Raw genomic sequence first — 16,524 nt, 5'->3', positions numbered from 1 at the left:
TGTACCAGGGAGGGGAAACAGGTCAAGGCACTCAGAAGAAAGAGTATGGTTATACTGTAGTCCTTCAGTCCCGATATGATCTGAGCATTTATGGCTAACCATTACAGATATATTATTTTTTACAAACCTTATGGTGTTCTCAGCCAGTTTACTCAGGAAACACCGAAACATCGTACATTGAAGGAATATATACCGGTTCCCGATATATATCCTGTGGGGCGCTTGGACTGGGATAGTGAAGGTTTATTATTACTAACCAATGATGGACAATTACAACATCGTCTGGCTCATCCTCGCTTTGGACATGAACGCACTTACTGGGTGCAGGTGGAGCGTGTTCCTGATGTAGATGCGATTAACAAGTTAGAAACCGGTGTAAATATTCAAAATTATCGCACTCAACCGGCCAAAGTACGACTGTTGTTAGAACCGCCCGATCTACCTGAACGCCATCCGCCAATTAGATTTCGCCAAAATATCCCTACGGCTTGGTTAGAAATGACACTGACTGAGGGCAAGAACCGTCAAGTGCGGCGAATGACTGCGGCGGTGGGATTTCCTACTTTGCGATTGGTGAGGGTGAGCATAGCCCATCTGAGTTTAAATGGTCTACAGTTGGGTGAGTGGCGGGACTTGATGCCATCAGAACTGAAGTTTTGGCGTCATTCGACCAAAAATCACCAGCAGATCTGCCAATATCTGATATAATTACGTAAATATCCGGGAAAATTATAATTTTATTTTGGTTATTTTGGTAGTAATTGCTCTGGTGGGAACGGAAATGAAGGAAGTTTCATTATGCTCATTTGCCCTCAGTGTACCTTTGAAAACCCTAGTTATAACAAATTCTGTCAAAGTTGTGGTGCATCGTTGACTCACAAGGTTTGTCCGGAGTGTAGTGCTGAAGTACCTGTGAATGAACAACTTTGTCATAACTGTGGTGCAGAATGCGGCAAAGTTTGGCAGGCAATTATCAGTGTTACCCAGAAGGGACATGAAGATGGGGAATTCATTCCTAGGGAAGAAAAGGCAGAAAATTATCAAGAAACATCCCCTGGTGCTGGAATCTCATTGTCACATCTGACATTGGGTTCTTATTTAGACCAAGAACAGCGTTATCAACTGTTAGAACCAATCTCAGATATAAATAAGGCTCAAATGTGGGTGAAAGTATTGGACTGTCAGCCATATCAAATATCTCCCATTGAGTCCATACTAGCTAATCAGACACAGGGCTTGGTGATGCCATCAGTGGAAATTAATAGAGTTTCTCCCCTGGCTCAAGCTTATATTGCCTTGCACTGTCAAAGTCACCTGGGTATACCAGCTATTCATGATGTCTGGGAACAAGATAATATACAGGTGCTACTCATTGAAGACCGTTCCCATTGGCAGTGTTTACTTGACTTGTGGGTAGTTAAAACTACATCTAACTTAGAGATTTTACGTTACCTGGAGCAGATGAGCCGACTCTGGGAGGCGTTAGAAGTGGTGAATTGTCGTCAAAGTTTGTTGAAGTTAGACAATTTGCGTTTGGATGCTGACCACAAACTGGGACTAGAGAGGTTATATGTAGATGCACTGAATGAAACCAAAAATCAGGTTGCAGGAAAAACACTGACGATTCCTCAGCAGGTTTTAAGTATCCAAGCTTTGGGGGAAGTTTGGCAAGCACTATTTATAGAGTCCCAACGAACTTGCTTTGGTTCTCTAGTAGAGATTTTGGATCATTTAAAACTAGGTAAAATTCAGACAGTGGCGCAGTTGCGATCGCATTTACAGGGGATGATAACAGACCTAAAAACACCCATCACCCCAATAGCGGATCCCATAAAAGGAGATACTGTAGCCCCGACTATTTTACAATCCTATGATTTGCCAAATGTTTTCCCCTCAATGGCTTTGAGTAGTTTAGAAAATGCAGCTGGTACTGATGTAGGTAAGAAACGTAACTGCAATGAGGATTACTTTGGCATTCAAACCAAAATCAGTGAGTTGGAATTGCCAAACCAACGAATCCTAGAATTCCGTGGTTTATATATTCTTTGTGATGGGATGGGTGGCCATGCGGGGGGTGAGGTGGCTAGTGAGTTAGCCGTTAACACTATCAAGGATTACTTTGATCAACATTGGACTAACCAAATACCGACAGAAGAGGAGATTTGTGAAGCTGTATACTTAGCTAATCAAGCGGTGTATGAGTTAAATCAACAACAACTACGTTTGGGACTCAAGCGCATGGGTACCACCTTAGTTATGCTGTTAATTCAAGGTACTCAAGCAGCGGTAGCCCATGTAGGGGATAGTCGCCTCTATCGGTTGACGCTTCACAGAGGTTTAGAACAAGTCACTATAGATCATGAAGTGGGTCAAAGAGAGATTTCTCGAGGAGTGGACGCGAGTATAGCCTATAGCCGCTCGGACGCGTACCAGCTGACTCAAGCCTTGGGGCCGCGTAATCAAAATGCCATTAGTCCAGATGTCAAGTTTTTCACGATTACTGAAGATAGCCTCTTGCTCCTGGTGTCGGATGGTTTATCAGATAATGATCTCCTGGAAATTTATGGGCAGAATTACTTAATTCCCCTGTTGCATTCTGACTCTAATCTGGAACAAGGAGTTAGAGAATTAATTGATTTGGCAAACCAATACAATGGCCATGACAATATTACGGTGATACTTGTCCGGGCAAAAGTGTGTCCAAATATGAACAGTTAAAAGTATGTGGGGAGTGGTAGATTAATTACCAATGGCTAATTCTTTAGGCTGATGCAGGTTGTATTGTGGTTATTCTGACTTTGTTAGAACCCCAACAAAAAACGCCACTCCTGGAGTGGTACTTTGAAAGTCCCTCGGTCATTCGTATTGGGCGAGCGGAAGATAATGATGTGGTTTTATCTGATATTTTGGTTTCGCGGTATCATTTGGAACTTAGACAAGTTAAGTTATCCAAAAATAATCATGTTTCCTGTTGGCAGGTAATTAGTCAAGGTACTAATGGTACTTTCGTGGATGGTCGGCTTGTAAGTCAGTGCTCTTTGGCGGATAATTCTCTATTACAACTGGCACAGGGGGGGCCAATATTAAGATTTCAAGGTCAGCAGTTCCCAGATAGTCTGTCGGGATATGCTGCGGGTGGTGAAGCTAAGGTTTTAGCCCCCACTTGCAACCACGAAGGTAATTCGCCTAATAATTTATTTTGTATTCATTGCGGTCAACCTATTTCAGTCAAACAGAAAATTCGTCAATATCAGGTTTTGCGAACTCTGGGACAGGGAGGTATGGGTACTACTTATTTAGCTTGGGATGGAGGCGGTCTGACTTTAGGAAAACCACAATTGTTGGTTTTAAAGCAAATGAACGCCGACATGGCTAAAATTGCCAAAGCCCAAGAATTATTTGAACGGGAGGCCCATACTCTCAAATCCCTTGATCATTCAGGGATTCCCAAATATTACGACTTTTTTGTGGTTGGGGGTAAAAAATATTTGGCTATGGAGTTAGTTCACGGGGAGGACTTAGAAAAGAGAGTATATACCAGAGGTCCGGTAGCACCCAGTCAGGCTATTACCTGGATGATGGAAACCTGCAAAATTTTAGACTATCTCCACAGCCAAAATCCACCACTAATACATCGTGATATCAAACCTGCTAACCTGATGGTAAGAAGTTGCAATAATCATGTAGTGGTGTTAGATTTTGGTGCTGTTAAGGAGATTGGTACTCAACAGGGAACTCGCATTGGTGCCGAGGGATACTGTGCGCCGGAACAAGAGCGCGGACAACCGTTAACTCAATCCGATTTGTATGCCATTGGTCCTACTTTGATTTTTCTCCTGACTGGGGAGAATCCGTTTAAGTTTTATCGTTACCGAGGACAAGGCTCCCAATTTGATGTGGGAGAAATTTCCACAATTACTCCTCAAATTAGAGAAATTATTGAACGGGTCACGCAGCACGTGCCACGCGATCGCTACCAGACTGCTAGAGAAGTGGCTGAAGCATTAGCTGCTTGCCAAGTTTAGGAGGTGGGGAGTAGCCACAGAAACACTCCCCCCATCTAGCATCTATTCCTCGTCCCAAGCTTCCACTGCTAGCAATTCGCCAATTGGATCTTGCATACTAAAGCCAAAGTCTTGCAGTTCCCGTTTCCAGTGCTGCCAGTCATCGCCGTAGAGCAATGCAATTTTCCAAATGCTATCAGTTGGTTTGATAATATTAGATTCTATGAGTGATTGCACTTTACGTTGCAATTTCACCATTGGGTGAATGACTTGCTGAGTCATAGCCTCGATTCAATTTGTGATTTTGTTTGGTAAATACTTAATCAAAACTGCTTTCCGGTTGGCAATTTTCATCGATGCGTGGAGTCTTGTTCTTGGTAAAGCTAGTCTTAACCTCTTCACTATACCATAAAAGACTCTACTAGTCACAGAGAAAATTCGGTTTTATACGGTAATCACCACTAAATAACTGAAAATTCCGGGAGCTAATTCATCGGGGATGCTACGGAAGCTAGCTCCCCGATGATCAATAACATCAAAAGATTAATGGCACTTGTTAACTTTTTGAGTGTTATACTCACCAGAGTTGGTATGTCTGTTAAAACAACACGACGGAATTTGGGGGTTTTTGATAATTTTCCCCTCATGAGGCGGAAAAAATTGATTACTGACAATTGACCCTTATATAACCTATCGCAAACATCTGGAAATTAACAAACTTCTTACAAATATTTATATAAATTTAAGTTTTTCCGATTGAGGGGCTACAAAGGTTATTTCTCCAGCAACAGGGTAACAGGTCCGTCATTTTCGATAGTCACTGCCATGATCGCACCAAATTCACCGGTAGCAACCTTGAGACCACTGGTTTGTAACTTGCTGACAAAGCGGTCATATAATTCTTGAGCCAATTGGGGATGAGCCGATTGGTCAAAAGAGGGGCGGCGACCTTGACGACAGTCACCATAAAGAGTGAATTGACTGATTACCAGCAACTCACCGCCAATGTCTTGCACAGATTTTTGCCATTTCTGGCCATCTTCTGGATGAGGAAACAGCCGTAATTGCAAACACTTACGCACCATCCAGTCGATTTCAGCCTCGGTATCCCTCTGAGCAATTCCCACAAGTAAATTGAGTCCTAGTCCAATTTTGCCAATGATTTTACCGTTAACGGTGACTTGGGATGATTTAACCCGCTGGAGGAGAACACGCATAGAAAAACCTATTCAAGCTGAAAACTAAAGGGTAAACGAGCGTAAACCCCCTGAGGATCATTCATTTTTTGGAGAACCAACAATTCTTGTTGAAGTTTTTGTAATTCCGCCATTAGGGGATGAGATGGCTGAAATGATACTCCCATGATCTGAAAAATAGTGCTGATTTCTTGAACTGCTCTGCCAAAAAAGCGTTCTTCCAAGGTACTGGCTTTGGGATATTCTTGTAATTGCCAATTCTCACCTAGTTTAGCTTCCTGGGCGGCATATTCAATCGCCGCATTTAAACCACCTATTTCATCTACTAAGCCAAGTTCCTGGGCTGCTGTTCCTGACCAAACTCGTCCCTGGGCAATTTCTGCGACTTTGGCGGGGGGTAAATTCCGACCCTGAACAACTCTCTCCAGGAATACATTATAAATACGGTCAACACTGCGCTGAAAAATTTCTAACTCTTGGGGTGATTTGGGGCGCGCCACTGTTTCAATATCGGCATAACGTGCGGTTTTGACGGTATCCCAGGTTATACCATTATTGTTTGCCAGTTTTTGCCCATTTAACAGCAGGCCAAACACGCCAATAGAGCCTGTAATTGTATTTGATTGGGCAAAAATGCGACTGGAATCACTAGCAATCCAGTAACCACCGGAGGCGGCGACATTACCCATGGAAACTACAATGGGTTTTACCTGGCGAGTCAATTGTACTTCTCGCTGTATCACCTCGGATGCTATGGCGCTACCTCCAGGGCTATTAATTCGCAATACTACGGCCTTGACATGATCATCTTGACGGATTTGATTCAGAATTATGGCAAAGCGATCGCCTCCTATTTGCCCATTTTCACCTCTACCATCAACAATTTCACCTTCAGCATAAACCACAGCAATTTTATTAGGTGAGTTGCGTTCGACACCAAGATTTTGTCCGGAAACTTGAGCGTAGTTTCTCAGGTTTATTTGTGGGAATGTGCGTTCTGTTTGATTACTGGATGTGATTTTCTTCAGGTCTGTGACCACCTCATCCAGGTATGCAACTTGATCTATTAAACCATTGGCTTTAGCTTCACTAGCGGTGAGTAACACCTGAGTATCTGCGATCGCCTGTAACTGTTGAGGAGTGATTTGACGACTGGAACCGACTGTAGTCCGCCAATCCTGCCAAATATCATCCAATAATTCTTGGATTTGTGCGCGGTTTTCTGGACTCAACTCCCTGAGGGTGAATGGTTCAATTCCGCCTTTAAACTTTCCTTCCCGCACTACCTGAACACCAATCCCGAACCTTTCTAAAGCCCCTGTGAGGAATACTGGTTGGCTGCTCAAACCCTTGACTGGGAGGAAGCCCATAGGATTAAGTATGATTTCATCTGCTACTGAAGTCAGGTAATATTCCTTTTCACCCAAACCCACGCCATAGGCGACGATCTTTTTCCCTGATTGGCGGAACTTCTCCAAGGCCTGACGAATTTCCCGCAGGGTAGCAAAGCCGGTGGGATTAATGATACTGGTACGACTTGCATCTAAATAAATACCGACAATGCGGGGATCAAGCCTGGCTTTTTCCAAGGTATCCAGAACACTGCGCAGGGTCATTCTTTGTACTTCTGACCCTGATAGTGCTTGTTGTAGCAATTCCCCAGAACTTGGCGGTTTATCACTGATATTCATGGATAGGTCGAAAACCACAAGGGAGTTATCTTTGACTTGTGGAGTAGCATCTCTAGAGGAGGTAACTGCAAATAACAGTATTAATATTCCTGTTGTGCTGACACCGAAAAAAATCATCAGCCCCAAGACTGTACCGAGTAAACTGGCAAAAGTTTGTTTAAAAAAGTTACGCATTTCAGTTGTTTAGTTGTTAGTTATTTTACGTAAACTTCCTGTTTTCTGTAATTCATTTAACGTTGGGTTTCCAGTACAAAATAATACTGTACTTATTTCCGCTATTAATACTTTAACTAAATCATACAATGCTGCTTCTGATACTACCGCCGCTTGCAGGAAGGGCATAGCCAAACCGGCTATATCTGCTCCTAGGGCGATCGCCTTTGCCACATCTAGCCCATCACGTAAACCGCCGGAAGCAACTAATGGCACATTAGGATAGATCGCCCGGATACTGGTGATACACTCTGCGGTAGGTAAGCCCCAATCAGCAAATGTTTTACCTAAACGCTTTTGCAAAGCATTTTCCGCCCGCTCACTTTCCACCTTTGCCCAAGAAGTACCACCCGCACCAGCCACATCAATAGCCGCCACTCCAGCCCCTAAGAGTTTTTCGGCCATTGTTGCAGAAATGCCATTGCCGACTTCCTTAGCAATCACTGGCACCGTTATTTGTTTGCATAAAGAGCGGATTTTGTCAAGTAATCCCCGAAAGTTAGTATCCCCATTGGGCTGAATACACTCTTGCAGTGGATTAATGTGTAAAATTAGAGCATCAGCTTCTAATATATCAATAATCCGAAGACATTCATCTAAACCATAGTGATAATTGAGTTGTACTGCCCCCAAGTTAGCAAATAACAACACATCGGGCGCGTACTTGCGGATGGCGAAGGTATCAGCCACTTGGGGTTTTTCCACCGCGACGCGCTGGGAACCAACACCCATAGCAATTTTATACTGTTGCGCTACTTTTGCCAGACGTTGGTTAATGATTGCAGCTTGTTGTGTTCCTCCAGTCATAGAGGAGATTAACAGAGGTGCTCCTAGGCGCTTACCCAGGAAGGTTGTACTGATATCGATATCATCGCGGTTGATTTCCGGTAAGCAGCAGTGATGAAATTTATAACTTTCTAGTCCACTTGTAACGTGGTGGAATTGAACATCTTCTTCTAAACAGATGCGGATATGATCTGCTTTACGTGACTGGGTGTATTCTGGTTTTTGGTGAGGGGAATTCATTAAGATTCTGTGATGTTTGTTTGTTATATTATCTATATGTTTTTGGTTGTGAAAATGCAGGATTTTGCTATGAAATATCTACTGATAGGTTTTAGACATCCCGGAGAATAGATTAACACCAACACACTTAATAAAACTTCATTAACTTCCTCCCTGCATTTCTTCAATATTAAACATACTAATTAATACTCCAGCGATAGGAATTGACAGAAAAATTCCCACTAAACCTGCTACTCTTGCGCCTACTAAAAGAGCAAGGAACATGAAAACTGGATTCATATTGATTGAACCTTGCATAATGCGTGGCATAAGTAAATTTTCTTCTATTTGCTGTAGAACCACACAACCGATTAATACTTGCAGACTCAACCAAATGCCTTGAGGTAAGACAATCAGAGCAACTAGGGTAATACCAATTGTAGCGCCAATTCCTGGAATTAAATCAAACACTCCGGCGATCGCTGCCAAAAATAAGGCATAAGGTAGTTGGAGAAAAATAAATACCAGAAATACTGAGATTCCAAAAAATAAAGATAGTAATAAACGCCCCCAAAAAAAGCCCAAGAAGTTTTGCTGGATAGCAGTGGTGAGATGCTGGCGAATATTTGTCGGTAAAAATTTGATCATAAAATGCCACACTCTTTCACCATCTAGCAACATAAAAAAAGCGACAACTGCAATTAAAATTAAATCAATTAAATTAGTTAACAATACTTGAAAAGTTGCCCATCCCGTCCCAATACCTGATAAAATTTGATTACGTAACTCCTCTTCAATTAACTCAAAATTAACTTGAAAATTAAATCTAATCAGGATATTTTGTAAGCTATCTAATAGAGAAATAGCATACTCAATAAATTGAGGTGCTTGTTCAACTAATTGTTGAAATTGAGATAAGACAGCAAAACCCAGAGTTGCTATCAAACCACCCAAAATAAATAGACTCAGTAAAAAAACCACAATAACTGCGATACCATGTGGTACGAACCGTTCAGACCACTTAACGGGATAATTCAGCAAAAATGCCAAAATTCCAGCACAGATAAAAATGACAATGACCGTAGAAAAATAAGCTAAAAACTGTACAATTGCCCAACCAAGGGCTAACAGTAACAGATAGCGAATCAACTTTGTATTATTCAGCTTTTCCCAAAACCTTTTGATAGTATGATCATTCATAATTTTAAGTTATTCTGATATAATATACATTCATAATTATCTCAAATAATTGGGTTTGGCGGTTGAAATTACCGATTATCCTGGTTTTCTGGGGATACTTTCACAGCATATTCACAAGGAACAATCGCAGATCCTCGCTGTTTCGCGTAAACCTTGGTGAATTCCGCTCCTAAAAACAAAATGTGAGCAGCATAAAAAATCCAAGTAATCACAATCACAAAAGAACCAGCTACACCATAAGCCGATCCAAAATCAGTGCGACTCAGAAACAGTCCAAAGAAATACTGTCCTACTAAAAACAGCACCGAAGTGATTAAAGCACCAACAATAGTATCACGCCAGGCAATATCGGCATCTGGGAGTATACTATACATCATTGTAAATATTAATGTAGTGCCTCCAAAAGTAATCAATAGACTAATGAATTGGGATATATAACCCAAACCGGGAAATAATTCATTAAAAAATGCCACTAAACTTGTTAAAATTGCATTGGCTATAAAAAATAATATTAAAAGCAAGGCAATTACTAGCACCATTAAAAAACATAATAAGCGTTTGCGCAATAGGTGAAAAATCTTACGTCTTGGTGCTGGCTTAACCTCCCAAATTCTATCTAGTGCTGTTTGAATTTGGGTAAATACCCCAGTAGCTCCAAAGAGTAAAAAAATCAGATTAAAAAAAACGGTAAAAGTTAGTTGTCTATAATCCACTTTCAGATTAGCAATAGCAGTAGAAATTAATTCTGCGCCCTCCTGACCAAAAAGTTCTCTCAATCGATAAACTACCTCTTCTTGAACCACAGCTTCCCCGAAAATTGCACCGACAATCATAATCACTAGTCCTAAAAGTGGTGCTAGAGAAAAGACTGCATAATATGCGAGGGAAGAAGCCAACAGAGAGACTTCGTTAGTTTGCCATTCAGAGGCAATTTCTGCAAGTAATCGCCGAATTTTCCTGAAAGTCATCATGGTCACTAAATTTTGAAACAATAGGAAGATAAATGAACCGTATTCACCTAGTGGGGTCTCCCCTGGGAGAAACAGATAAACAGAATGGGTAATTAGTTTCTATGGTTTTTGTTGCGAAATAGTTAAAACATCACTAAACTGTAAAGTGTAAATATCTGTAGGCATATTAATTTCTGCCGCTGCTAATGCTTCTTTAATTGCTTGAGCCATTAAAGAAGTAGCTTCTAAAAATGGTAACCGCCGAGAATTGACCCAGCAGCGCACTTCAATATTAACTGTACTAGGGGCTAATTGACGGACTAAAATATCTGGCTTGGGTTCTTTTTCAATTTCAGGTAGTGACAAAACAGCATTATTAATGACTTCCTTAGCCTTGGTAATATCTGCTTTATAGTCTATACCAAAGGTAATAGAATTACGGCGAATATCTGAGGCAGTATTATTAATAATAATGGCACTAAACACTTCTTGATTGGGAATGTAAACCACACGCCCGTCATAGGTGTTTACAGTTGTAGCCCGTAGTTGAATTTGGGTAACAGTCCCTTCAAAGTCGCGAATAACTATCTGATCTCCTAAACGAAAGGGACGAGATACCAGCAAGACAACACCGGAAAAATAATTACTGAGTATATCCTTGAGACTAAAACCTATAGCTACACTGGTTAATCCTAAAGTTCCCAGTAAGGTCGCAAAGTCTAATCCTAAAACTCCCAAAGCGACAATTGTCCCTATAACCCAAACCAAACCATATACTAAACGACTAACTAAGATTTTAGAATTGCGGTCTACTTCCCAATGTTGCGCCCCGGTAAGGGTGAGTTGGCGCATGGTTGCTGCTATTAACCCGGTAGTAATGACTACTAAGAGCATTCCTAAAAAAGAGGGTAAGTTGTCGATAGTGTCTTGCTGAAACTTCCTCAGAGTCGAGAATAGTCTTTGCCCAACATCAATTGCTAGTGGGGGTTGCTCAAAAGCCTGATTTAACTGCTTTGCCCACCATTGTCCTAATGTTTCCACATCTAGGTTAAAATCTTCAGCATCCTGTTGAGTTACAGTCATCAAAACCCGGTTATTCAGCTGTAATGTAGCAATATTACGCTGGGGATCTGGTACTAGGGAAACTTGGCTATCAGTTTGACGACGGACTAAAATACTAGCAATGCGTCGGTTAATAATTTGCGCCCGTTGAGCAGCACTGAGTTCTCCTAAGCTACCCACTTGAAACACGGGTTGTCCCCTAACGACTATGTCGGCAAAAAACAGCCCGGTTGTGGGGGTTTGTTCCGCTTCAGATGGCTGGGATATCACGGGTACGGGGGAGGTTTCCTGTGTTCGTCCTGTTTGTATAGGTAATATTAAACTCAAGAGGATGAGGATCACTAGGAGTTGACGGGAGCCAAATCTGCTATTACCTTTCGGAAATAAACTCGCCATCATCTTTCATCAACTAATATTGCTAGTAAATAAATTTACCTTGGGTTACCTCTGATTCTGGGGTAATTCCCCCACAATCAATGATTTTTAATTACTTATATTTTTGAGATGCTTAAAAATGTGACACTAGTCCATTTGTCAAATATATCCGATTTTGCTAACAATAGCCAGAGCGATCGCCTGACATTCAATAGTGATTTTTGTCTCTCTCAAGTATGAAATTAATCTCTTACTGGTTCTATACTGTGAGGTACAGAATAATAAACGTATCTAACAATACCTAGCCATGACCCAGATATGTTGTCTTAATCCCGAATGTGATAACCCCTCAGTTACTGAAGATACGAAATTTTGCCCTAGTTGCGGGATTCCCTTGGTAGTATTGAGAAAGCGCTATCAACCACTTAAACCTTTAGGTGGTGGAGGATTTGCCAAAACTTATTTAGCGGTAGATATTGACAAATTAAACTCAGAGTGCGTTATTAAACAACTTGCACCCCAAACCCAAGGTACAGCAGGTTTACAAAAAGCCACAGCATTATTTTTACAAGAAGCGCAGCAATTACAACAGCTTGGTGAACATCCTCAAATACCAGCTTTACTAGCATACTTCGCGGAGGATAACCGCTTGTATTTAGTACAGCAGTTTATAGAAGGGGAAAATTTACTTACAGAATTAGCCAACCAGGGTATATTCAACGAGGCGAAAATCCGTGAGTTATTACAGGATGTATTACCAGTCCTGCAAGTAATTCATAGTCAAGAGATTATACACCGGGATATTAAACCAGAAAATATCATGCGTCGTCGCAGTGACGGTAAGCTGATTTTAATTGACTTTGGCGCATCAAAGCAACTCCAGGGAACGGTGAAAACCGGGACAAACATCGGGACATTTGGTTATTCTGCTGTAGAACAAATGCAAGATGGTAGAGTATATCCATCCAGTGATTTATATAGTATTGGTGCAACTTGTTTTCATTTGTTAACAGGGATTCATCCTTGGGAATTATGGCGGGAGGATGGTTATGGATGGGTGAAACAATGGCGGAACTATGTCAAGCAAGCAGTAACTCTAGAATTGGGGCAAATTTTAGATAAGTTATTACACAAAGATGCACAATTTCGTTATCAGTCTGCTGAGGAAGTTTTACAAGATTTAAATTCGGTTCCAATACCCCCAACGGTAGCTTTAGGAAAACCACAAGTATCCCTACCCACACAAATAATCAAACCATCTCCCCCGCGGGGTCGGTTACAAATTGCTGGTTTAGTTTTGGGAGGATTTCTGATAGTTCTACTAGGGGAAAGTCTATTTAGAAATAGTCCCACCCCAACACCAGAAACTCAAACCATAGCAGAACCTAAACCCATCGTAAAACCTGAACTAATATCATCTGTCGGTATGGACTATGGGAGACTACAAGATTTACTCGCTGCGGGAAGGTGGAAAGAAGCGGATTCGGAAACAAGACAAGTAATGTCAGTTGTAGGGAAACCGAAAAAACCAGGTGTGTTAGATAAGCAGAGTATTAGTAATTTTCCTTGTCAAGACCTCCGCACTATTGACCAGTTGTGGTTAAAAAATAGTAATGGGCGCTTTGGGTTTTCTGTACAGAAGCGCATTTATGAAAGTTTGGGGGGAACGACAGACTATAATAGGGAAATTTTTCTAGCCTTGGGTGACACTGTAGGATGGAGAAAAGGAATAAATTGGTTGTTCATCAGAGATATGATTTTTGATATTACTGCACCAGAAGGCCACCTTCCCGTGGGTGTATTTTATTATGGCTCGGTATGGTGGGATAGTGAAGAGGGGGAAGGAAGAATCCTTTCTTTTGCATCCAGACTTGCAAACTGTAACATCTCAAGATTCCAATAAAATATAAAGTATTTTGGAAGTTCTGGAAAAAGAAAAGCACAAATGTGCCCAAATAAAAGATTAATCTAACTCATAAAAAACCTCCGCGTACCTTTGCGTTTAAAAAACAGTTCCCAGTGATTTTTGGCGATGTTTGAATATCTCTCTCAAGTATGAAATTAACTTACTACTGGTTATATACTGTGAGGTAAAGAATAATAAACATCCTCTAACAATTGATAAAATAGCGCCACGAGGACATCTTCCATCTGATAGGTCAGCAGGAGGCTTTCGTTGGGGTTGGAGGAGAGGTGTTCTTTTTGATCGCATGGAGACTTGTAAGATTTAAATATCAATTGGTTTCCAGCAGAGTCCCACAGACGCGAAGGAAAAGAGAATACCCAGAGCGATCGCCCAACAGCAAATATTGAGTTTTGAGGAATATTAAGTATTTTGGACTGCCAGGATGATGATTACTATAGCAGGAAACAGTGTTTAATTATCTATTTTTGTCCTCATCTCCTAGGGGGGTTGTCGTATCATGATCATATTTTATCTATGACCTCTAACCCAGCATTGTGTACAGCCATAGCCGATCGTATAGCTACCAGTCCCCAAGGGCGAATTACTTTCGCTGAATACATGGATATGGCTTTATATCACCCGGAACACGGTTACTATTCCAGTCACGCGGTAAAAATTGGATTTGGGGGTAGTGATTTTTTCACTTCTCCTAGTCTCGGTACTGACTTTGGCGAGCTGTTGGGGGAACAATTTCGCCAGATGTGGGAAATTTTAGGGCGTCCTGAGCCTTTTTCTTTGGTAGAAATGGGAGCAGGTCAAGGACTATTGGCTATGCATATCCTGAACTACTCTCAGCTACATTATCCAGACTTTTTTCAGGCGCTGGAATATATAATCATAGAGAAGTCTCCAGGATTCCAACAAGAACAACAGCAACGTTTACAAAACTTCTCTGTGCGTTGGTGTAATTTAGAAGATATCCCCACTGACTCTATTACTGGTTGCTTTTTTTCTAATGAATTGGTGGATGCTTTGCCAGTACATCAATTTATTTTAGAAGCTGGGGAAATGCGAGAAATTTATGTCACTACCCACAAAGATAAGTCTGAAACTTCGTTTATAGAGGTGACTGGCGAAGTTTCTACACCCCTCCTGCAAGAATACTTAAACTTGATAGAAATTGATTTGACCCATCCCAATTATGAAGATGGCTATCGTAGTGAAATTAATTTGGCTGCTGGTGAGTGGTTAGGTATAGTAGCAGACCGCTTGCATCGCGGGTATGTGTTAACAATTGATTATGGCTACCCCGCCCATCGTTATTATCATCCTAGGCGATCGCAGGGAACTCTACAATGTTATTACAACCATCGTCACCACAACAACCCTTATATCAATATTGGTAAGCAGGATATTACTGCTCATGTTGATTTTAGTGCTTTGGAACGATGGGGCGATCGCTATGGCTTAGAGAAAATAGGATTTATCCAGCAGGGTTTATTTTTAATGGCCTTGGGTTTAGGCGATCGCCTTGCTGCTATATCCCACCAAGAAACTCCTCTTTCACAGCTACTGCAAAAGCGGGAAGCATTACACCAGCTCATAGACCCCTCAGAGCTAGGTAACTTTGGGGTTTTAATTCAAAGTAAAGCACTCCAGCCCACAGAAATAGGTCAACCACTTCAAGGGCTAACTGTGCCAGTGTAAAATAAGGAAAAATTAAAACTCTCTTTAGGAATGGGATCTTATGCTGATATAGATTAGCATAACATTGGCTACTGTGCAAACATAAGTAACAGGCAAGTATTAATTATGACTGCTCACGAACTATTGTTATTGATAACACTACTTAGCCCAGGCATATTGCTTTCGGTGATTATCATGGTCACCTTTGCCGCTGGGGGCTGATTGTTCTTCACCGATTAGGGAACAGTTATTTCTGGACAGTGATAACTGTTCAAGAATCTTACAATCAGACCATGGAAACGCGATATTTCAGACTGGTTATATCCAAGCTGTACCAAAGGAAAGTAAAAAATGAAGGTGGCATTTCTGGGAACTGGACTAATGGGATTACCGATGGCTCAACGGTTGTTAGCAGCCAATATAGAGCTAGTGGCCTACAACCGCACCCCAGAAAAATTAGCTCCACTACAAGCTGCAGGTGCGGAGATCGTAACACACCCCCGTCAGGCAATTCGTGCTGCTGATTACATTATTCTCATGTTGACCAATACCGCAGCAATTTATCATGTTTTGCTTTCAGATACTGCTTGGCGTACTCTAGAAGGGCGCACTGTCATTCAGATGGGGACTATTACCCCCATAGAAAGCCAAGAAATCAGAGATGCGGTGATTGGTGGCGGTGGCGAGTATATAGAAGCTCCAGTATTAGGTAGTATTCCAGAAGCAAAAGCTGGTAAGCTGATTGTCATGGTAGGTGCGGAACAAAGACAATATCAACGGGATTTAAAGTTACTGCAAAACTTTGGTCCTGAACCTATACTTGTGGGGCCAGTCGGCTCGGCTGCGGCGCTAAAGTTAGCACTAAATCAACTGATTGCTTCCCTCACAACTAGCTTTGCTCTGAGTCTGGCTTTTATTGAGCGTCAAGGTATCGACATAGATTTATTCATGCAAATCTTGCGCCAAAGTTCACTTTATGCCCCTACCTTTGACAAGAAACTCAACCGGATGCTAGAGGGTAATTATACAAATCCCAATTTCCCCACAAAACACTTGCTCAAAGATACAGATTTGTTTATCTCAGCTGCCAAATCATTGGGTTTGGATCTGGTTAGTATTGAAGCTGTGCGACAAATTCTGCAAACGGCGATGAAAATGTCATTTGCTGATGATGACTACTCGTCAATATTTTCTGCCATCAATCAATGGGGAGAAGCAAGTGGCGAATAATCCTTT

Annotated in this window: 13 protein-coding genes; 6 read left to right on the top strand and 7 right to left on the bottom strand. The window is 41.5% G+C overall.

What is annotated here, in order from left to right; genetic code table 11:
• Positions 1-90: 90 nt before the first annotated feature.
• From IM676_RS18445 to IM676_RS18435, 3 genes are all read left to right on the top strand, one after another.
• The gene (locus IM676_RS18445) at positions 91-708 is read left to right on the top strand and encodes an rRNA large subunit pseudouridine synthase E (RefSeq protein ID WP_200988223.1); all 618 of its coding nucleotides are present in this window, start codon (positions 91-93) and stop codon (positions 706-708) included.
• A 90-nt stretch (positions 709-798) separates the two neighbouring features.
• Entirely contained in the window at positions 799-2,718 is a 1,920-nt protein-coding gene (locus IM676_RS18440) for a serine/threonine phosphatase (protein ID WP_200988222.1), read from the top strand.
• Positions 2,719-2,783: 65 nt separating this feature from the next.
• Positions 2,784-4,025, top strand: a complete 1,242-nt coding sequence (locus tag IM676_RS18435; protein WP_200988221.1) for an FHA domain-containing serine/threonine-protein kinase — start codon at positions 2,784-2,786, stop codon at positions 4,023-4,025.
• 42 nt (positions 4,026-4,067) lie between these two features.
• Here the strand turns inward: IM676_RS18435 and IM676_RS18430 are convergent, their stop codons facing one another.
• From IM676_RS18430 to IM676_RS18400, 7 genes are all read right to left on the bottom strand, one after another.
• On the bottom strand, positions 4,068-4,286 hold the full coding sequence (locus IM676_RS18430; protein ID WP_200988220.1) for a DUF4327 family protein: 219 nt from the start codon (positions 4,284-4,286) through the stop codon (positions 4,068-4,070).
• A 491-nt stretch (positions 4,287-4,777) separates the two neighbouring features.
• Positions 4,778-5,221 carry a D-aminoacyl-tRNA deacylase gene (gene dtd, locus IM676_RS18425; protein ID WP_200988219.1) on the bottom strand — a complete coding sequence of 148 codons (444 nt, stop codon included), beginning with the start codon at positions 5,219-5,221 and terminating at the stop codon, positions 4,778-4,780.
• 8 nt (positions 5,222-5,229) lie between these two features.
• Complete coding sequence (sppA, locus tag IM676_RS18420) at positions 5,230-7,065, bottom strand: signal peptide peptidase SppA (protein ID WP_200988218.1); 1,836 nt, start codon at positions 7,063-7,065, stop codon at positions 5,230-5,232.
• Positions 7,066-7,074: 9 nt separating this feature from the next.
• The gene (gene fni, locus IM676_RS18415; protein ID WP_200988217.1) at positions 7,075-8,130 is read right to left on the bottom strand and encodes a type 2 isopentenyl-diphosphate Delta-isomerase; all 1,056 of its coding nucleotides are present in this window, start codon (positions 8,128-8,130) and stop codon (positions 7,075-7,077) included.
• Between the two features lie 141 nt (positions 8,131-8,271).
• The gene (locus tag IM676_RS18410; protein WP_200988216.1) at positions 8,272-9,309 is read right to left on the bottom strand and encodes an AI-2E family transporter; all 1,038 of its coding nucleotides are present in this window, start codon (positions 9,307-9,309) and stop codon (positions 8,272-8,274) included.
• Between the two features lie 68 nt (positions 9,310-9,377).
• A complete protein-coding gene (locus IM676_RS18405; RefSeq protein ID WP_200988215.1) occupies positions 9,378-10,280 on the bottom strand; it encodes a YihY/virulence factor BrkB family protein in 903 nt (300 codons plus the stop codon).
• Between the two features lie 99 nt (positions 10,281-10,379).
• Positions 10,380-11,720 carry a mechanosensitive ion channel family protein gene (locus IM676_RS18400; RefSeq protein WP_225880399.1) on the bottom strand — a complete coding sequence of 447 codons (1,341 nt, stop codon included), beginning with the start codon at positions 11,718-11,720 and terminating at the stop codon, positions 10,380-10,382.
• Between the two features lie 283 nt (positions 11,721-12,003).
• On the opposite strand from IM676_RS18400, the gene IM676_RS18395 reads away from it, so the two are divergent.
• The 3 genes from IM676_RS18395 (at position 12,004) to IM676_RS18385 (ending at position 16,518) form a co-directional block, all read left to right on the top strand.
• Positions 12,004-13,599: a serine/threonine-protein kinase gene (locus IM676_RS18395; RefSeq protein WP_200988214.1), complete on the top strand. Its 1,596-nt coding sequence runs from the start codon at positions 12,004-12,006 to the stop codon at positions 13,597-13,599.
• A gap of 537 nt (positions 13,600-14,136) precedes the next feature.
• A complete protein-coding gene (locus IM676_RS18390; protein WP_200988213.1) occupies positions 14,137-15,309 on the top strand; it encodes a class I SAM-dependent methyltransferase in 1,173 nt (390 codons plus the stop codon).
• 330 nt (positions 15,310-15,639) lie between these two features.
• Positions 15,640-16,518 carry an NAD(P)-dependent oxidoreductase gene (locus tag IM676_RS18385; protein WP_200988212.1) on the top strand — a complete coding sequence of 293 codons (879 nt, stop codon included), beginning with the start codon at positions 15,640-15,642 and terminating at the stop codon, positions 16,516-16,518.
• The last annotated feature ends 6 nt before the right edge of the window (positions 16,519-16,524 follow it).

Origin of the sequence: Anabaenopsis elenkinii CCIBt3563 (assembly GCF_015245355.1) — a bacterium.
In the GTDB taxonomy this organism is placed as follows: Bacteria; Cyanobacteriota; Cyanobacteriia; order Cyanobacteriales; family Nostocaceae; genus Anabaenopsis; species Anabaenopsis elenkinii.
This window is presented reverse-complemented; position numbering and strand designations above follow the sequence as displayed.

Excerpts from the sequence above, each read along its gene's own strand:
- IM676_RS18445 (WP_200988223.1), top strand. The coding sequence starts at position 91 with ATGGCTAACCATTACAGATATATTATTTTTTACAAACCTTATGGTGTT.
- IM676_RS18440 (WP_200988222.1), top strand. The coding sequence starts at position 799 with ATGCTCATTTGCCCTCAGTGTACCTTTGAAAACCCTAGTTATAACAAA.
- IM676_RS18430 (WP_200988220.1), bottom strand. The coding sequence starts at position 4,286 with ATGACTCAGCAAGTCATTCACCCAATGGTGAAATTGCAACGTAAAGTG.
- dtd (WP_200988219.1), bottom strand. The coding sequence starts at position 5,221 with ATGCGTGTTCTCCTCCAGCGGGTTAAATCATCCCAAGTCACCGTTAAC.
- sppA (WP_200988218.1), bottom strand. The coding sequence starts at position 7,065 with ATGCGTAACTTTTTTAAACAAACTTTTGCCAGTTTACTCGGTACAGTC.
- fni (WP_200988217.1), bottom strand. The coding sequence starts at position 8,130 with ATGAATTCCCCTCACCAAAAACCAGAATACACCCAGTCACGTAAAGCA.
- IM676_RS18410 (WP_200988216.1), bottom strand. The coding sequence starts at position 9,309 with ATGAATGATCATACTATCAAAAGGTTTTGGGAAAAGCTGAATAATACA.
- IM676_RS18405 (WP_200988215.1), bottom strand. The coding sequence starts at position 10,280 with ATGATGACTTTCAGGAAAATTCGGCGATTACTTGCAGAAATTGCCTCT.
- IM676_RS18400 (WP_225880399.1), bottom strand. The coding sequence starts at position 11,720 with ATGATGGCGAGTTTATTTCCGAAAGGTAATAGCAGATTTGGCTCCCGT.
- IM676_RS18395 (WP_200988214.1), top strand. The coding sequence starts at position 12,004 with ATGACCCAGATATGTTGTCTTAATCCCGAATGTGATAACCCCTCAGTT.
- IM676_RS18390 (WP_200988213.1), top strand. The coding sequence starts at position 14,137 with ATGACCTCTAACCCAGCATTGTGTACAGCCATAGCCGATCGTATAGCT.
- IM676_RS18385 (WP_200988212.1), top strand. The coding sequence starts at position 15,640 with ATGAAGGTGGCATTTCTGGGAACTGGACTAATGGGATTACCGATGGCT.